The following is a 13,467-nucleotide window of genomic DNA, read 5'->3' on the forward strand; positions in this document are numbered from 1 at the left end:
ACCATCAACCCTCTTCGAAGGCAATGACGCAGCCCATCGCGGCTTCGGCGGGGACGACGATGCGCTCCTCGCCGCGCCCGAAGGAAACGCCGGCCTCTTCGAGCCGTTGTGCCACCGCATCGAGATCGGGCACCGTGACGCAGAAGCCCAGGAAGCGGGCCGGCGTCGTGTCGGGCTCGACATGGTAGATCGCCTGGGCGGCCTCGGGATCGAGCAGGTCGATTCGCCCGCGCGGCAGGGTTAGGACGAGATCGACATTGCCCTCCAGCACCTCCGGGAAGCCGGTAAAGGCGCTGAGGAACTCGCGATGCGCCGCCGGCCGGTCCGTGACGATGATCGCGGCGGAAAGCGCCGAGGCGCCATTGGCGTGCTGCTGGAAGGCAGGGTTCCAGAAATTCTGCGGCTCGTGCTGCTGGCAGACGAAGAAGCCGCATTCAGGCGCCAGCGGATCGGCCGCGAAGGCGAGCGAGAACGCGACCCGGACCTCCCTGCCATCGGGGCGCTTGGCCTGGCGCTCGAAGAAGAAGGGCTCGAAATCGCCGATCCCAGCGGCCTGGAACGCGGCCGCATCGGCCTTCGCGTCGGTGCTCTCGAGCACCAGCATCGAAGGACCCTCCCCGCGCGCCAGCGCCTCGCCGACGAAGCTGCCGAAGGAGAAGACGCGCGGCGCGGCAGGGACGATGGCGGCGGCATCGCCGATGGTGATGAGTTCGAGGAAGGAGCCCGGAAACTGGACGATCCGGTTCTCCGTGCCCCACGGATGGCGATTGCGTGCGCCGACCGTGAAGCCGAGCGTCTCGTAGAAGGCACCAGCGGCATCAAGGTCGCGGACCCCGATCACGAGATGGTCCAGGCCACGTGGCGTGGCGGTGATCGTCGTATCGGACATGGGCTGGGCTCTTTTGCGGCAGGCGCGGGGTCCTACCCCTAGCAGGTCGACGCCGCCGGGTCATGCGTGGTGCGGTCGATCGCCAACCCCGCCTCAAGCCTCGATGTAATGCGGCACGAAACGCGAGGTGTTCTTGGTGATCGGCGAGGCATCCTCGCGGACGCAAAGCCCGCAGGCCTGCGAGGCGACGAGCCAGGAGCCGAGCACGGCATAGTGCCTGGCCGAGCCGAACAGGTTGGGCGCGGCATCCTGCAGGATGAAGCCCTCCGCGCCATAGGGTCCATCATCCTGGTCCAGCACCTGTCCCCGCTCAATCAACGTAATGTTGGCGCCTTCGCGCGAATAGAGCGGCTTGCGCACATGGCGCGGCGAGAGACCGCTGCAGCGCGGATCGCCCTCGAAAAACGCCGGCAGCAGGTTTGGATGGTCGGGCTCCATGTCCCAGAGACAGGCGAGCAGGCCCTTGTTGGAGAGGATCGCCTTCCAGGGCGGTTCGATGAACTGGCAGCGGGAGGTCGCGAGATTGCCGGCATAGCGCTCGCGGAACAGCCATTCCCAGGGGTAGAGCTTGAACAGGGTTTCGATCGGCTGATTGGCGCCGTCGCAAAAGCGCCCGTCCGACAGCAGGCCGATCTCCTCGACGAAGGTGAAGCGGGCGTCGAGCCCGGCCTGTACCGCGCAGTCCATCAGATAATCGACCGTGCCCTTGTCCTCGTTGCTGTTCTGCACGCAGGTCAGGTGCAAACGATAGGGCGAGGGCTCGCGCAACTGACCGAGTGCCGCGATCAGCCGCTCATGCAGCGAATTGAACTGATCGCACCCCGCCGGCAGCGCGCCGCGCGCCATCGCCTGTTCGAGCCAGTCCCACTGCACGACACTCGATTCGAACAGCGCGGTGGGCGTATCGGCGTTGTACTCCAGCAGCTTGGCCGGGCCTCTGCCGTCATAGGCGAGATCGAGCCGGCCATAGAGATTGCGGTCGCCGCGCTGCCAGCTCTCGCGGATGAAATCCCAATGAGCGGCGGGGATGGCGAGCTTGGTCAGAATCTCGTCGCTAGCCAGTGCCTTTTCGATGAAGGCGAAGCAGAGCTGCTCGATCGCCTCGCTCGGCGCCTCGATGTCGCGCTCGATCTCGTCGAGCGTGAAGGCATAGGCCGTGCTCTCGTCCCAGTAGGTTTCGCCGTCGATGGTGTGGAAGGCGAAGCCGAGGCGCTCGACCTGCGTCTGCCAGTCGGGCCGCGGAGCCATGGCGATACGGCGCATTTCAGGACGACGAGGATGAGGAGTAGGAGCGCGCGGTCGAGCCGAAGCCGCCCCGCGAGGTCGTGCTGGTGGTGGCGACGCCGCTCGCCGTGCCGCTGCGCGCCACCAGAGCCGCGCCCGACGTCGTCGAATAGGCGCGCGACGACGACCGGCCGCCGCCATAGCCGCCGCCCCCGCCACCGCCACCGGAACTGGAGCGCGCCTGCTGGCATTCGGGCGCCTGGCTGCCGGGCGGGAAGGCCTGGCGCGTCGGCGGCAGCAAGGGCTGCGCCGCGCCGCCGCCCTGGGCGAGGCTTCGTGCCAGCATGAACCCGGCCAGGGCCGGAACGATCACCGGCGCGCCGTTCCAGACGGCGCTCTGGCAGGAGCCCGAGCCGTATTCGGTCTCGCAGGCGCTCGTGCTGGTGAATTTCTTGGCGTCTCGCAGATGGTTGGCCGAGGCCTCCCGGAAGCGCTGGTCGCACTGGGTCGAGGTCAGCCGTCCGCCGGCGCGGCACTCGGCGAGGCTGTTGTAGACGAGACTGTCCTCGCTTTGGTCCGGCGAGCCCGACCGGCCCCAATAGGTCGCCACCAGCAGGACGCCCGCCGCCGCCAGGCCGATCTGGGTCGAGCGCTTCATCGCCGCCCCCTCAGGCCGTCATGCTGGCAGCCGCCAGCGTGCCCGAGATCACCGCGATGACGGCGAGCATGACCGCCGAAGGCAGGCGATCCTCCTCGATCTTGCGCGACAGGTCGGGTATCAACATGCGCGCCAAGCCGTAAGCGCCGAACTGGATGATCATCGCCGCGATGGCCCAGATCACGAGATCGGGGATGCTGCTCGCCTGCGCGATCGCCTTTTCGAGCGGCACCGAGAAGCCCGCGACATTGCCTCCGAGCGCGATCGCCGCCGAGAGATTGCCGCCCCGGATCAGCGCGATCTCGTCATGGGCGGTGAGGCGCAGATAGATCGCGGCAAAGCAGGCGATCAGCGCAGCGCCCAAAGCAAAATAAAGCAGGAAAGCGGGCAGCCCCGCCATCGAGATCGCCATGCCGCCCGCCCCCGCGTCACGTTGTCGCCGAGGCTACTATACGTCAGCCTTGGCGCAACGCCAGAGCGTCGATCGGCGGGTCAGACCAACCGGCTCTGCACCACCGCCGCCTCGACGAAGCTTGCAAACAGCGGATGCGGCTCGAAGGGGCGGGATTTCAGCTCGGGGTGGTATTGCACGCCGATGAACCAGGGGTGGTCGGGATATTCGATCGTCTCCGGCAAGAGGCCGTCGGGCGAGAGCCCGCAGAAGCTCATGCCCTGCGCTTCGAGCCGGTCGCGATAGCCCATATTGACCTCGTAGCGGTGGCGATGACGCTCGGAGATCTCGGTCGTGCCGTAGATCTTGGCGATCTTGGAGCCGGCCGCCAACGTCGAGGCGTAGGCGCCAAGGCGCATCGTGCCGCCGAGATTGCCGTCGGCGGCGCGCTGTTCGATCTCGTTGCCGCGCATCCATTCCGTCATCAGGCCAACGACGGGTTCGGTCGTGGGGCCGAACTCGCTGGAATTGGCATCCGCGATTCCGGCGAGCGAACGCGCCGCCTCGATCACCGCCATCTGCATGCCGAAACAGATGCCGAAATAGGGCACCTTGCGCTGCCTGGCGAAGGTCGCCGCCTTGATCTTGCCCTCGGCCCCGCGATGGCCGAAGCCGCCCGGCACCAGAATGCCGTGGACATGTTCCAGGAACGGCGTCGGGTCCTCCTTCTCGAAGACCTCCGATTCGATCCAGTCGAGATTGACCTTGACCCGGTTGGCGATGCCGCCATGCATCAGCGCCTCGATCAGGGACTTATAGGCGTCCTTCATGCCGGTGTATTTGCCGACGATGGCGATGGTGACCTCGCCCTCGGGGTGCTTCACCCGCTCGGAGATGCGGCGCCAATTCGAGATGTCGGGTTCCTGGCTGGCATCCATCCCGAAGGCCGCGAGAACCTCATTATCGAGGCCCTCGGCGTGGTAGGACAAAGGCACGTCGTAGATCGAGGCGACGTCGCGCGCCTCGATCACCGCCGTCTCGCGGACATTGCAGAACAACGCCAGCTTGCGGCGCTCCTCGCGGGGGATCTCGCGGTCGGTGCGGCAGAGCAGGATGTCGGGCTGGATGCCGATCGAGCGCAGTTCGGCGACCGAATGCTGCGTCGGCTTGGTCTTCAGCTCGCCGGCCGTTGGAATATAGGGCAGCAGCGTCAGGTGGATGAAGATGCACTGGCCGCGCGGCAGCTGCTGGCCGGTCTGCCGGATCGCCTCCAGGAAGGGCAGGCTTTCGATGTCTCCGACCGTGCCGCCCACTTCGATCAGGACGAAATCATAGCCCTCATTGCCGTCGAGGATGAACTCCTTGATGGCGTTGGTGACATGGGGAACGACCTGGATCGTCGCGCCGAGATAGTCGCCCCGGCGCTCCTTGGTCAGAATGTCCATGTAGATGCGACCGGTGGTGATGTTGTCGCCCCGGTTGCAGGGCCGGCCGGTGAAACGCTCGTAATGGCCGAGATCGAGATCGGTCTCGGCGCCGTCATCGGTGACGAAGACCTCGCCATGCTGATAGGGGCTCATCGTGCCCGGATCGACATTGAGATAGGGGTCGAGCTTGCGCAGGCGGACCGTATGGCCGCGCGCCTGCAGGAGTGCGGCCAGCGCCGCCGACGCCAGGCCCTTGCCCAGCGAAGACACCACGCCGCCGGTGATGAAGACATACCGCGTCATGGGCGGACACCTTTAAAGACACGGGGTCGATTCGCTAAGTCCAAGCTTGCAGCCCCGTCTTGCCCTGCACGCTTGTCCACAGGAGTGCGCCGCCATCTGGCCGGCGCGCCCCATACCAAAAGAGAAGGGCCGGTTTCCCGGCCCCTGCCCTGTCTTCCGTTACTGCTGCGGCGCAGGAGGCGCCGGTGTCGGCGGCTGGGCTGCGCCGCTGGGCGCCTGCATCTGCCGGAGTTGGTCGAGGACCCCGCCCGCATTGGGCGCGCTCGGGCCGGCCGGCGCGGCAGGCGCGGTGGTGCCTGGCGCACCGTCGATGATCGAGCGCTGGACCCGGCCCTGGTTGGCCATCACGGCCAGGATGATCGAGGTCAGGAAGAAGGCGCCGGCGAGGATCGCCGTCGTCCGCGTCAGGGCGTTGGCTTGGCCGCGACCGGTCATGAAGCCGCCGGCACCGCCGCCGCCCGAGCCCATGCCGAGCCCGCCGCCCTCGGAACGCTGCAGCAGGACCACGCCGACGAGCGCGACCACGATGATCAGGTGGATGACGATGATGACGTTCTGCATGTTCTCGACAGACTGAGACGAAAGCTGAAATAGGTACGGTGCCGGCCGCCGCCAAGGACTGCCCGCACCGACGGGCCGTGACGGCTCGCATTCGGCGCGGCACATAGCATGGGCCAGGGCGCTGTGCCACCCCGGCGATGCGATTGCAGTCAGATCGAAGGCATCCGCTCAGGCGCAGGCGCGGGCGATCGCCAGGAAGTCCTCGGCCTTGAGGCTGGCGCCGCCGACGAGCGCGCCATCGACATGCGTGACGTTCATCAGTTCGGCCGCGTTGGAGGGCTTGACCGAACCGCCATAGAGCAGCCGGACGCCCGCCGCCTCCTCGTCGCCAAGCAGAAGGCCAAGTTCCGCGCGGATCGCCGCATGCATCTCGGCGACATCGGCGGCCGTCGGGGTCAGCCCCGTGCCGATCGCCCAGACCGGTTCATAGGCGACGACGAGCGTCGCGGCGGTCGCGGCCTCGGGCAGGGAGCCGTGCAGCTGCCCGGTGACGACGGCCACGGCCCGGCCGGCCTCGCGCTCGTCCTTCGTCTCGCCGACGCAGACGATCGGCACCAGCGCGGCCTTCAGCGCAGCCTGAGCCTTGGCCTTGACCGCGGCGTCGGTCTCGCCATGCAGCGTCCGGCGTTCGGAGTGGCCGACGATCGCGAAGGAGGCGCCGGCATCGGCCAGCATCGCCGCCGAGATCTCCCCGGTGAAAGCCCCCAAGTCCTGCGTGCTGCAATCCTGGCCGCCGCTGGCGATGTGAGAACCACGCAGTGCATCGGAAGCGGAAGCGAGCAGGCTCGCCGGCGGGCAGAGCGCGAGATCGACCGCCGCTTTCAGCTCCGCATCATAGCCCTTCGCGATATCGGCCGCGATGGCGAGATCGGCCTTGAGCCCGTTCATCTTCCAGTTGCCGGCCACCAACGGCCTGATGCTGCGTGTCACGTCGATCCTCCAGATCTGCTGTTTCGGGTCTAGCAATGCCTGCACCTGGCCGCAATCAAGCGAAATCGGCAACGGCGCATGCGATAGCCCAACACGAATCCGCCGGGGCGATTGCGGCTTGGCGCTTCGGTTCCTATAAGCAGCGCCGAACAAAACCGGTTATGGCGGCTTGCATGCCGCGCCAGGCCCTAAGGAAAGACAGACGTCCATGATGATGACAGGCATCCGCAAGGCGGGTCAGAGCTTCTTCGGCAAGCTCCTCATCTTCGTCCTGTTCGGCTTCCTGATCTTCTCTTTCGCGATCTGGGGCATCGGCGACATCTTTCAGGGCTATGGGCGCAACTCGGTGGCCCGCGTCGGCAAGGCCGAGATCGGCCTCGAGCAGATGCGCACGGCCTTCCAGAACGATGTCCAGACGCTGACGCGCCAGCAGCGTCGCCAGATCACGCCGGACATGGCCCGGGCCTTGGGGCTCGACCGGCAGGCGCTGTCGCGGCTGGTGACGGAATCGGTGCTCGACCAGACGGCGCAGAGCCTGCGCCTGGCCGTCTCCGACGAGACAATCCGCAACCTCATCCTCGACGATCCGGTTTTCCGCGACGCCTCCGGCCAATTCTCGGCAGCGCGGTTCAACGAGTTGCTGCGGTCGAACGGCTTTACCGAGGCCGTCTATGTCCGAGAGCAGCGCGCCACGATCCTGCGCCAGCAAATCGCCGAGATGGTGGTCGGCGCGGTTTCGGCGCCTGGCGCGCTGCAGGAACTCGGCCATCGCCTGCGCAACGAGCGCCGCAGCGTCACGCTGGCCCGCCTGCCGCCGAGCGCGGCCGGCGACATCCCCGCGCCGACGGAGGCACAACTCAGGACCTTCTTCGACGAGCGCAAGGGCGCCTACCGCGCTCCCGAGCGCCGCACCGCTGAAATCCTGGCGATTTCGGCCGATTCGCTCGCCGATGCCGCCGCCGTCAGCGAGGCTGATGCGCGGGCGCGTTACGAGGAGATCAAGACGCAACGCTTCACCACGCCCGAGACCCGCACCATCCAGCAGATCACCTTCCCCAATGCCGAGGAGGCGCAGGCGGCCAGGGCGCGCATCGAGGCCGGCGAAACCTTCGACGCGATCGCCGCCGAGCGCCAGGTGGCTGCGGCCGATCTGACGCTGGGCACCTTCACCCGCACGCAGGTCTTCGATCCGGTGGTGCGGGAGGCCGCCTTCGCGCTGACGCAGGGCGCAGTCAGCGCGCCCGCGACCAGCGCGTTCGGGCCGGTGCTGCTGCGGGTGACCGTGATCCAGCCGGAGGTTGTACGCGCCTTCGAGGATGTTGCAGCCGAATTGCGGACCGAGGTCGCCACCAGCCGTGCGGCCAGCCGCGTCACCGAGATCCACGACCGGATCGAGGACCAGCGCGCGGGCGCCAAGCCGCTGGCCGAGATCGCCCGCGAGTTCAACCTGCCCCTGCGCGGCGTCGGTCCGATCGATAATGCGCTGCGCCGGCCCGATGGCACGGTCGAGCAGCCTCTGCCCGGCGGAGACCCGACCCTGCAAGCGATCTTCCGCTCCGATGTCGGCGTCGATAACGAGGCGATCCGGCTGCCGCGCGACACCGGTTATGTCTGGTACGACGTCACGAAAATCGATCAGGCCCGCGAGCAAACCTTCGACGAGGTCAAGGCTCAGGTCGAAACGCAGTGGCGAGCCGACGAGGTTGCGACGCGGCTCTCCGCTCGGACCCGCGAACTCGTCGAGCGTCTCGACAAGGGAGAGGCCTTCGACGCGGTCGCGGCCTCCGCGGGCCTGACCATCGAACAGGCGACCGAAATCGGCCGCCAGGAGCAGCGGCCCGATCTCCCGGCCAACGTGATCAGCCTGATCTTCGGGACGCTTGCGGGCCGGAGCAATTCGGCCTCGGTCGCCGATGATGGCCGCGTCCTGTTCAGGGTGGATAGCGCCACGATGCCAAGCTACGCGCGCACCACGCAGGAGGCTGAGAACTTCGCCCGGCAGCTGGGCGCCAGCGTCAGCGAGGACATCCTGGCGCAGTATATCGCGCAGCGGCAGGCGGAACTGGGCGTGACGATCAACGAAACCGCCTTCCGCAATGCCACCGGCGGCGCGACGAACTGACGGTGCGAGACTGCCGATGATGGGGCCGCCGGATCACGAATCGTTTGCGGCCGCCTATGAGGCCGGTACGGCGCAATTGCTGCGGCAGGTGCTGGTCGGCGACTGCGAGACGCCGGTCGCCGCCTTCCTGAAGCTGCGCCACGCCACACAGGGCCCGGCCTTCCTGCTCGAATCGGTCGAGGGGGGCGCCGTGCGTGGCCGCTATTCGATGATCGGTCTCGAGCCGGATCTGATCTGGCGCTGCCATCACGGTGAAGCCTCGATCTGCCGACCGGCGCTGGGCGAGTCCTTCCTGACCGATCCGCGACCGGCCTTCGAGAGCCTGCGCGCCCTGCTCGACGAGAGCGCCATCCCCGAGGACGAAGCGCTCTTCGGCGCAGACGATCTGCCGCCGATGGCGGCTGGCGTGTTCGGCTATCTCGGCTACGACATAGTCCGGCTGATGGAGCGGCTGCCGCAGCCCAAGGAGACCGGCACCGGCGTTCCTGACGCCATCCTGACGCGGCCGACGCTGATGGTCGTGTTCGATTCGGTGCGCGACGAGATCCATGTCGTGACGCCGGTGCGCCACCAGCCCGGTGTGCCGGCGCGCGCTGCCCATGAGCGGGCATTGGAGCGGCTCGACGCCGTGGTACGGGCGTTGGAAGGCCCCCTGCCCCCGGACGCCGCGATCGACATCGCCGCCCTGCCCGAGCCGGCCATCGTCTCGAATACGAGCGAGGCCGAATTCCACGCCATGGTCGCCACCGCGCAAAATTACATCCGCGCCGGCGACATCTTTCAGGTGGTGCTGTCGCAGCGCTTCGAGGCGCCGTTCCAGCTGCCGCCCTTCGCGCTTTACCGGGCGCTGCGCCGCGTCAATCCGGCACCGTTCCTGTGCTATCTCGACTTCGCCGATTTCCAGATCGTCTGTTCGAGCCCCGAAATCCTGGTCCGACTGCGCGACGAAACTGTCACCATCCGCCCGATCGCCGGCACGCGCCGTCGAGGCGCCACTCCGGCGGAAGACGAGGCGCTGGCACAGGAGTTATTGGCCGATCCCAAGGAGCGCGCCGAGCATCTGATGCTGCTCGATCTCGGCCGCAACGATGTCGGCCGCGTCGCGAAGATCGGCACGGTGAAGGTCACCGATTCCTTCTTCATCGAGCGCTACAGCCAGGTCATGCACATCGTTTCGAATGTCGAAGGGCAGATCGATCCCCGCCACGATGCGCTTGCTGCGCTGTCTGCCGGCTTTCCGGCCGGCACCGTCTCGGGCGCGCCCAAGGTCCGGGCGATGGAGATCATCGACGAACTGGAGCGCGATGCGCGCGGCGCCTATGGCGGCTGCATCGGCTATTTCGGCGCCAATGGCGAGATGGACACCTGCATCGTGCTTCGCACCGCCGTGGTCAAGGACGGCCGCATGCATGTCCAGGCAGGAGCCGGCATCGTCTACGATTCGCAGCCGGCGTCGGAACAGGCCGAATGCGTCAACAAGGCCAAGGCACTGTTCCGGGCCGCCGAGGAGGCGATCCGCTTCGCCGCTCGCTCCGGCCGAGGGCAATAACCCCCAGGCCGCGACCCGGTCGCGGCCTCCTCATGGCGCGGTACCCTCAGTGCCCCTTGCCGTTAGGCGGGATTGTCATCCGGTCGACCCAGGCGATGCCGATCGCGGAAAGGATGAAGACCGTGTGGATGACCGTCTGCAGGATGATGCCCGTCTCGGTATAGGAGGTCGTGCGGCCGGCGCTGCCGATATTGCCGGCCTCGATGAAGGTCCGCAGCAGATGGATCGACGAGATGCCGATGATCGCCATGGCGAGCTTGATCTTGAGCACGCTCGCATTGACGTGGCTCAGCCATTCCGGCTGGTCGGGATGACCTTGGAGGCCGAGCCGCGAGACGAAGGTCTCATAGCCGCCGATGATGACCATGATCAGCAGGTTCGAGATCATGACCACGTCGATCAGGCCCAGAACCACCAGCATGATCTGCTGCTCGGAGAAGTCGAACGCGTGAGTGACGAGGTGCCAGAGCTCTTTGAGGAACAGGAAGACATAAACGCATTGCGCCACGATCAGGCCGAGATAGAGCGGCAGCTGCAGCCAGCGCGATCCGAAGATGATCCGCGACATGGTGTTCAAACGCACCGGTTCGGCCGGCAGGGCGAAGGCCGATGAAGCGGATGCGGCCGGGGTGGAGGACCCGGGGGCCGGGGTTTCGCCGGGATGCGACATGGTTGATCTCAAGTCCTTCGAACGAATGATGCAGTGCAAAATAAGCTGATGCGAAATGGGGCGCAAAGGGTCAATGCGCAAGCGACCCCGTGAAAAGCATCAGCACACCGAGACGGTGCCATCGACGACGAAATTTTGACGCTATCATGCGTCAAGGTTGCGACGATCGAATCGTAACGGCTAGTTTGGAACAACAGAGGACGCGCAAGCTTCCTCTCATCCGAGAGGAGAGGATTCCACAATGATCAAGAGCTTTACCCTTGCTGCGGCCCTCATTGGCGGTGCCATGCTGGCGGCGCCCGTGAACGCGGCCCCCATCGGCTCGGCCTCCGTCCCGGCGCTGGCCATGGGCGCCGGCAGCGACCTCATCGATACCGTGCAGTATCGTCGCTATGGCCCGCGCTACGGCTACGGTCCGCGCTATGGCTATCGCGGCGGCTACTACCGTGGCGGTCGCGGCGCGGCCGTCGGCGCCGGTGTTGCGGCGGGCATTCTCGGCGGCGCACTCGCGGCCGGTGCGCTGGCAGGCCCACGCTATGTCGAGCCGGCCCCGATCTATGTCGCGCCGGCGCCCGTCTATGGCGCTCCGGTTCGGGCCTATGGCTATGGTGCGGCGGATGTCGATGCCGTGGCCTATTGCTCGCGCCGCTTCCGTACCTACGACCCCGAGACCGGCACCTATATCGCCACCGGCGGCGTGGTGCGCGCCTGCCCCTGACCGATCCCGTTCCTCGGGCCGCACCGGCCCGAGGGAAGCAACCGGCCTCTCCGCAGCGATGCGGAGAGGCTTTTGTTTGTCGGCCTGCGAGGGCGTAGTGTCGGGCCAGACCGGAGCTCGCCCCGCATGATCGCAGCCCTCACCCTCCTGCTTGCCTGCCAGCTCGTCGGCGAGGCCGGCGCGCGCCTGTTTGACCTGCCCGTTCCGGGTCCCGTGATCGGCATGGCGCTGCTGTTTCTGGGTCTGCGCCTGCGCCCGGCGGCTGCGAGCGAGGGCGCGCCGCTGGCCATGGTGGCCGGCGTTCTGCTGGCCCATCTGTCGCTGCTCTTCGTACCCGCTGGGGCGGGAATCCTGCGCCATGCAGGGTCGCTCGTGGCCCATGGGCCCGGGCTGATCGTGGCGCTGATCGTCTCGACGGCACTGACGCTGGCCGTCACGGCCCTGGTCTTCGTCAAGGTTGCGGCCCTCGTCGACAGTCGCCCGGACGAGACACCGTGATCGCGCCCGATCTCGCCCGCGTCGAGACGCTGTGGGTCTACCTCGCCGCCGATCCGCTGCTCTGGCTGACGGTGACGCTGGCGGCCTATGTCGTGGCCGAACGGATTTCGGCGCGCTTCGGCCGGCACCCTCTCGCCAATCCGGTCCTGATCGCCGTCGCCCTGCTGGCCTTGATCCTGGGCGCGACCCGCACACCCTTCGAGACCTATTTCGAAGGGGCGCAATTCGTGCATTTCCTGCTCGGTCCCGCCACCGTCGCATTGGCCCTGCCGCTTCACCGCCACTGGTCGCTGGTGCGCAAGGCTGCGCTTCCGATCCTGGCGGCGCTGCTGGCAGGCGCGCTGACGGCCGTGGTCAGCGCCGTCGGCATCGCGGCCGCCTTCGGCGTGCCGCAACCGATCCTGGCTTCGCTCGCGCCGAAATCGGTGACAGCCGCGATCGCCATGGGGATCGCCCGCGAGATCGGCGGCGAGCCATCCCTGACGGCGACGCTGGTCATCGCCACGGGCATCCTGGGCGCCATCATGGTCACGCCCCTGATGGCGCTGCTGCGCCTCACGGACTGGCGGGCGCGCGGCTTTGCGGCAGGGCTGGCGGCCCATGGCATCGGCACGGCGCGCGCCTTTCAGGTCAATCCTGTGGCCGGCGCCTTTGCCGCGATCGCGATGGGGTTGAACGGGCTTGTCACGGCGGTTCTCGTGCCGCTTATTCTGCGGCTGTTCTGATCCGGAGTCGCCCCTTGCGTATCGCCACCTGGAACGTCAATTCCGTCCGTCAGCGCCTCGGCCATCTGGTGGATTTTCTGAAGGAGGCGCAGCCGGACGCGCTGTGTCTGCAGGAAATCAAATGCATCGATGCCGATTTTCCGCGCGCCGAGATCGAAGCGGCCGGCTGGCAGGTCGAGACCCACGGTCAGAAGACCTTCAACGGCGTCGCGATCATCAGCCGCGCCAGGCTGGAGGAGGTCCGGCGCGGCTTGCCGGGCGACGAGGCCGACGAGCAGGCGCGCTATCTTGAAGGGCTGCTGCCGCTCGGCACCGGCGTCATCCGCCTGGCTTCGATCTACCTGCCCAATGGCAACCCGCCCGACACCGAGAAATACCCCTATAAACTCGCCTGGATGAAGCGCCTGACCGCCCATGCGCGGCTATTGATGGCCCATGAGGAGCCGCTGGTGCTGGCGGGCGACTACAATGTCATTCCCGAGCCGCGCGATGCGCGCGACGCCGCCGCCTGGGTTTCGGACGCGCTGTTCCTGCCGCAGACGCGCACGGCCTTCCGCAGCCTGCTCAATCTCGGGCTGACGGAAGCCCTGCGTGCCAGCAGCGACGACAGCGGCCTCTATACCTTCTGGGATTATCAGGCCGGCGCCTGGCAGCGCAACAACGGCATCCGCATCGACCATCTGCTGCTCTCGCCGCAGGCGGCAGACAAACTCGCGGGCGTCCAGATCGTCAAACATGTCCGTGGCTGGGAGAAGCCGTCCGACCATGTGCCGGTGATGGTCGAGTTGAAGGCGGCCTGAGA

At 67.1% G+C, this 13,467-nt stretch carries 14 protein-coding genes; 6 read left to right on the forward strand and 8 right to left on the reverse strand.

Annotated features, from left to right (window positions below; translation table 11 throughout):
- Window positions 1–4: 4 nt before the first annotated feature.
- The 7 genes from IP69_RS05175 to tpiA all read right to left on the reverse strand — a co-directional run bounded on the left by IP69_RS05175 (window position 5) and on the right by tpiA (window position 6,383).
- On the reverse strand, window positions 5–889 hold the full coding sequence (locus IP69_RS05175; protein WP_054141742.1) for a VOC family protein: 885 nt from the start codon (window positions 887–889) through the stop codon (window positions 5–7).
- 93 nt (window positions 890–982) lie between these two features.
- Window positions 983–2,152: a glutathionylspermidine synthase family protein gene (locus tag IP69_RS05180; RefSeq protein ID WP_054141743.1), complete on the reverse strand. Its 1,170-nt coding sequence runs from the start codon at window positions 2,150–2,152 to the stop codon at window positions 983–985.
- A gap of 1 nt (window position 2,153) precedes the next feature.
- Window positions 2,154–2,771 (reverse strand): DUF1190 domain-containing protein, encoded by a 618-nt coding sequence (locus IP69_RS05185; RefSeq protein WP_054141744.1) that lies wholly within the window; start codon window positions 2,769–2,771, stop codon window positions 2,154–2,156.
- A 10-nt stretch (window positions 2,772–2,781) separates the two neighbouring features.
- Window positions 2,782–3,183 carry a DUF350 domain-containing protein gene (locus IP69_RS05190; protein ID WP_082358978.1) on the reverse strand — a complete coding sequence of 134 codons (402 nt, stop codon included), beginning with the start codon at window positions 3,181–3,183 and terminating at the stop codon, window positions 2,782–2,784.
- Window positions 3,184–3,263: 80 nt separating this feature from the next.
- A complete protein-coding gene (locus tag IP69_RS05195) occupies window positions 3,264–4,892 on the reverse strand; it encodes a CTP synthase (protein ID WP_054141746.1) in 1,629 nt (542 codons plus the stop codon).
- A 159-nt stretch (window positions 4,893–5,051) separates the two neighbouring features.
- Window positions 5,052–5,453: a preprotein translocase subunit SecG gene (gene secG, locus IP69_RS05200; RefSeq protein ID WP_054141747.1), complete on the reverse strand. Its 402-nt coding sequence runs from the start codon at window positions 5,451–5,453 to the stop codon at window positions 5,052–5,054.
- A 168-nt stretch (window positions 5,454–5,621) separates the two neighbouring features.
- Complete coding sequence (gene tpiA / locus IP69_RS05205; RefSeq protein ID WP_082358988.1) at window positions 5,622–6,383, reverse strand: triose-phosphate isomerase; 762 nt, start codon at window positions 6,381–6,383, stop codon at window positions 5,622–5,624.
- A 208-nt stretch (window positions 6,384–6,591) separates the two neighbouring features.
- Between tpiA and IP69_RS05210 the strand changes: the two genes are divergently transcribed.
- Together IP69_RS05210 and trpE are read left to right on the forward strand one after the other, a co-directional pair.
- Window positions 6,592–8,505 (forward strand): SurA N-terminal domain-containing protein, encoded by a 1,914-nt coding sequence (locus tag IP69_RS05210; RefSeq protein WP_248306717.1) that lies wholly within the window; start codon window positions 6,592–6,594, stop codon window positions 8,503–8,505.
- A 16-nt stretch (window positions 8,506–8,521) separates the two neighbouring features.
- A complete protein-coding gene (gene trpE / locus IP69_RS05215) occupies window positions 8,522–10,054 on the forward strand; it encodes an anthranilate synthase component I (RefSeq protein ID WP_054141748.1) in 1,533 nt (510 codons plus the stop codon).
- Window positions 10,055–10,100: 46 nt separating this feature from the next.
- On the opposite strand, the gene IP69_RS05220 is transcribed toward trpE, so the two are convergent.
- Complete coding sequence (locus tag IP69_RS05220; RefSeq protein WP_054141749.1) at window positions 10,101–10,622, reverse strand: TIGR00645 family protein; 522 nt, start codon at window positions 10,620–10,622, stop codon at window positions 10,101–10,103.
- 343 nt (window positions 10,623–10,965) lie between these two features.
- Between IP69_RS05220 and IP69_RS05225 the strand changes: the two genes are divergently transcribed.
- The 4 genes from IP69_RS05225 (at window position 10,966) to xth (ending at window position 13,465) form a co-directional block, all read left to right on the forward strand.
- The gene (locus IP69_RS05225) at window positions 10,966–11,442 is read left to right on the forward strand and encodes a BA14K family protein (protein WP_054141750.1); all 477 of its coding nucleotides are present in this window, start codon (window positions 10,966–10,968) and stop codon (window positions 11,440–11,442) included.
- 126 nt (window positions 11,443–11,568) lie between these two features.
- Entirely contained in the window at window positions 11,569–11,940 is a 372-nt protein-coding gene (locus IP69_RS05230) for a CidA/LrgA family protein (RefSeq protein ID WP_054141751.1), read from the forward strand.
- Entirely contained in the window at window positions 11,937–12,665 is a 729-nt protein-coding gene (locus tag IP69_RS05235) for an LrgB family protein (RefSeq protein ID WP_248306718.1), read from the forward strand. Before IP69_RS05230 ends, IP69_RS05235 begins: the two co-directional genes overlap by 4 nt.
- A 14-nt stretch (window positions 12,666–12,679) precedes the next feature.
- Complete coding sequence (gene xth / locus IP69_RS05240; protein ID WP_054141752.1) at window positions 12,680–13,465, forward strand: exodeoxyribonuclease III; 786 nt, start codon at window positions 12,680–12,682, stop codon at window positions 13,463–13,465.
- Window positions 13,466–13,467: the final 2 nt, after the last annotated feature.

Origin of the sequence: Allobosea sp. AAP35 (assembly GCF_001295925.1) — a bacterium.
In the GTDB taxonomy this organism is placed as follows: Bacteria; Pseudomonadota; Alphaproteobacteria; order Rhizobiales; family Beijerinckiaceae; genus Allobosea.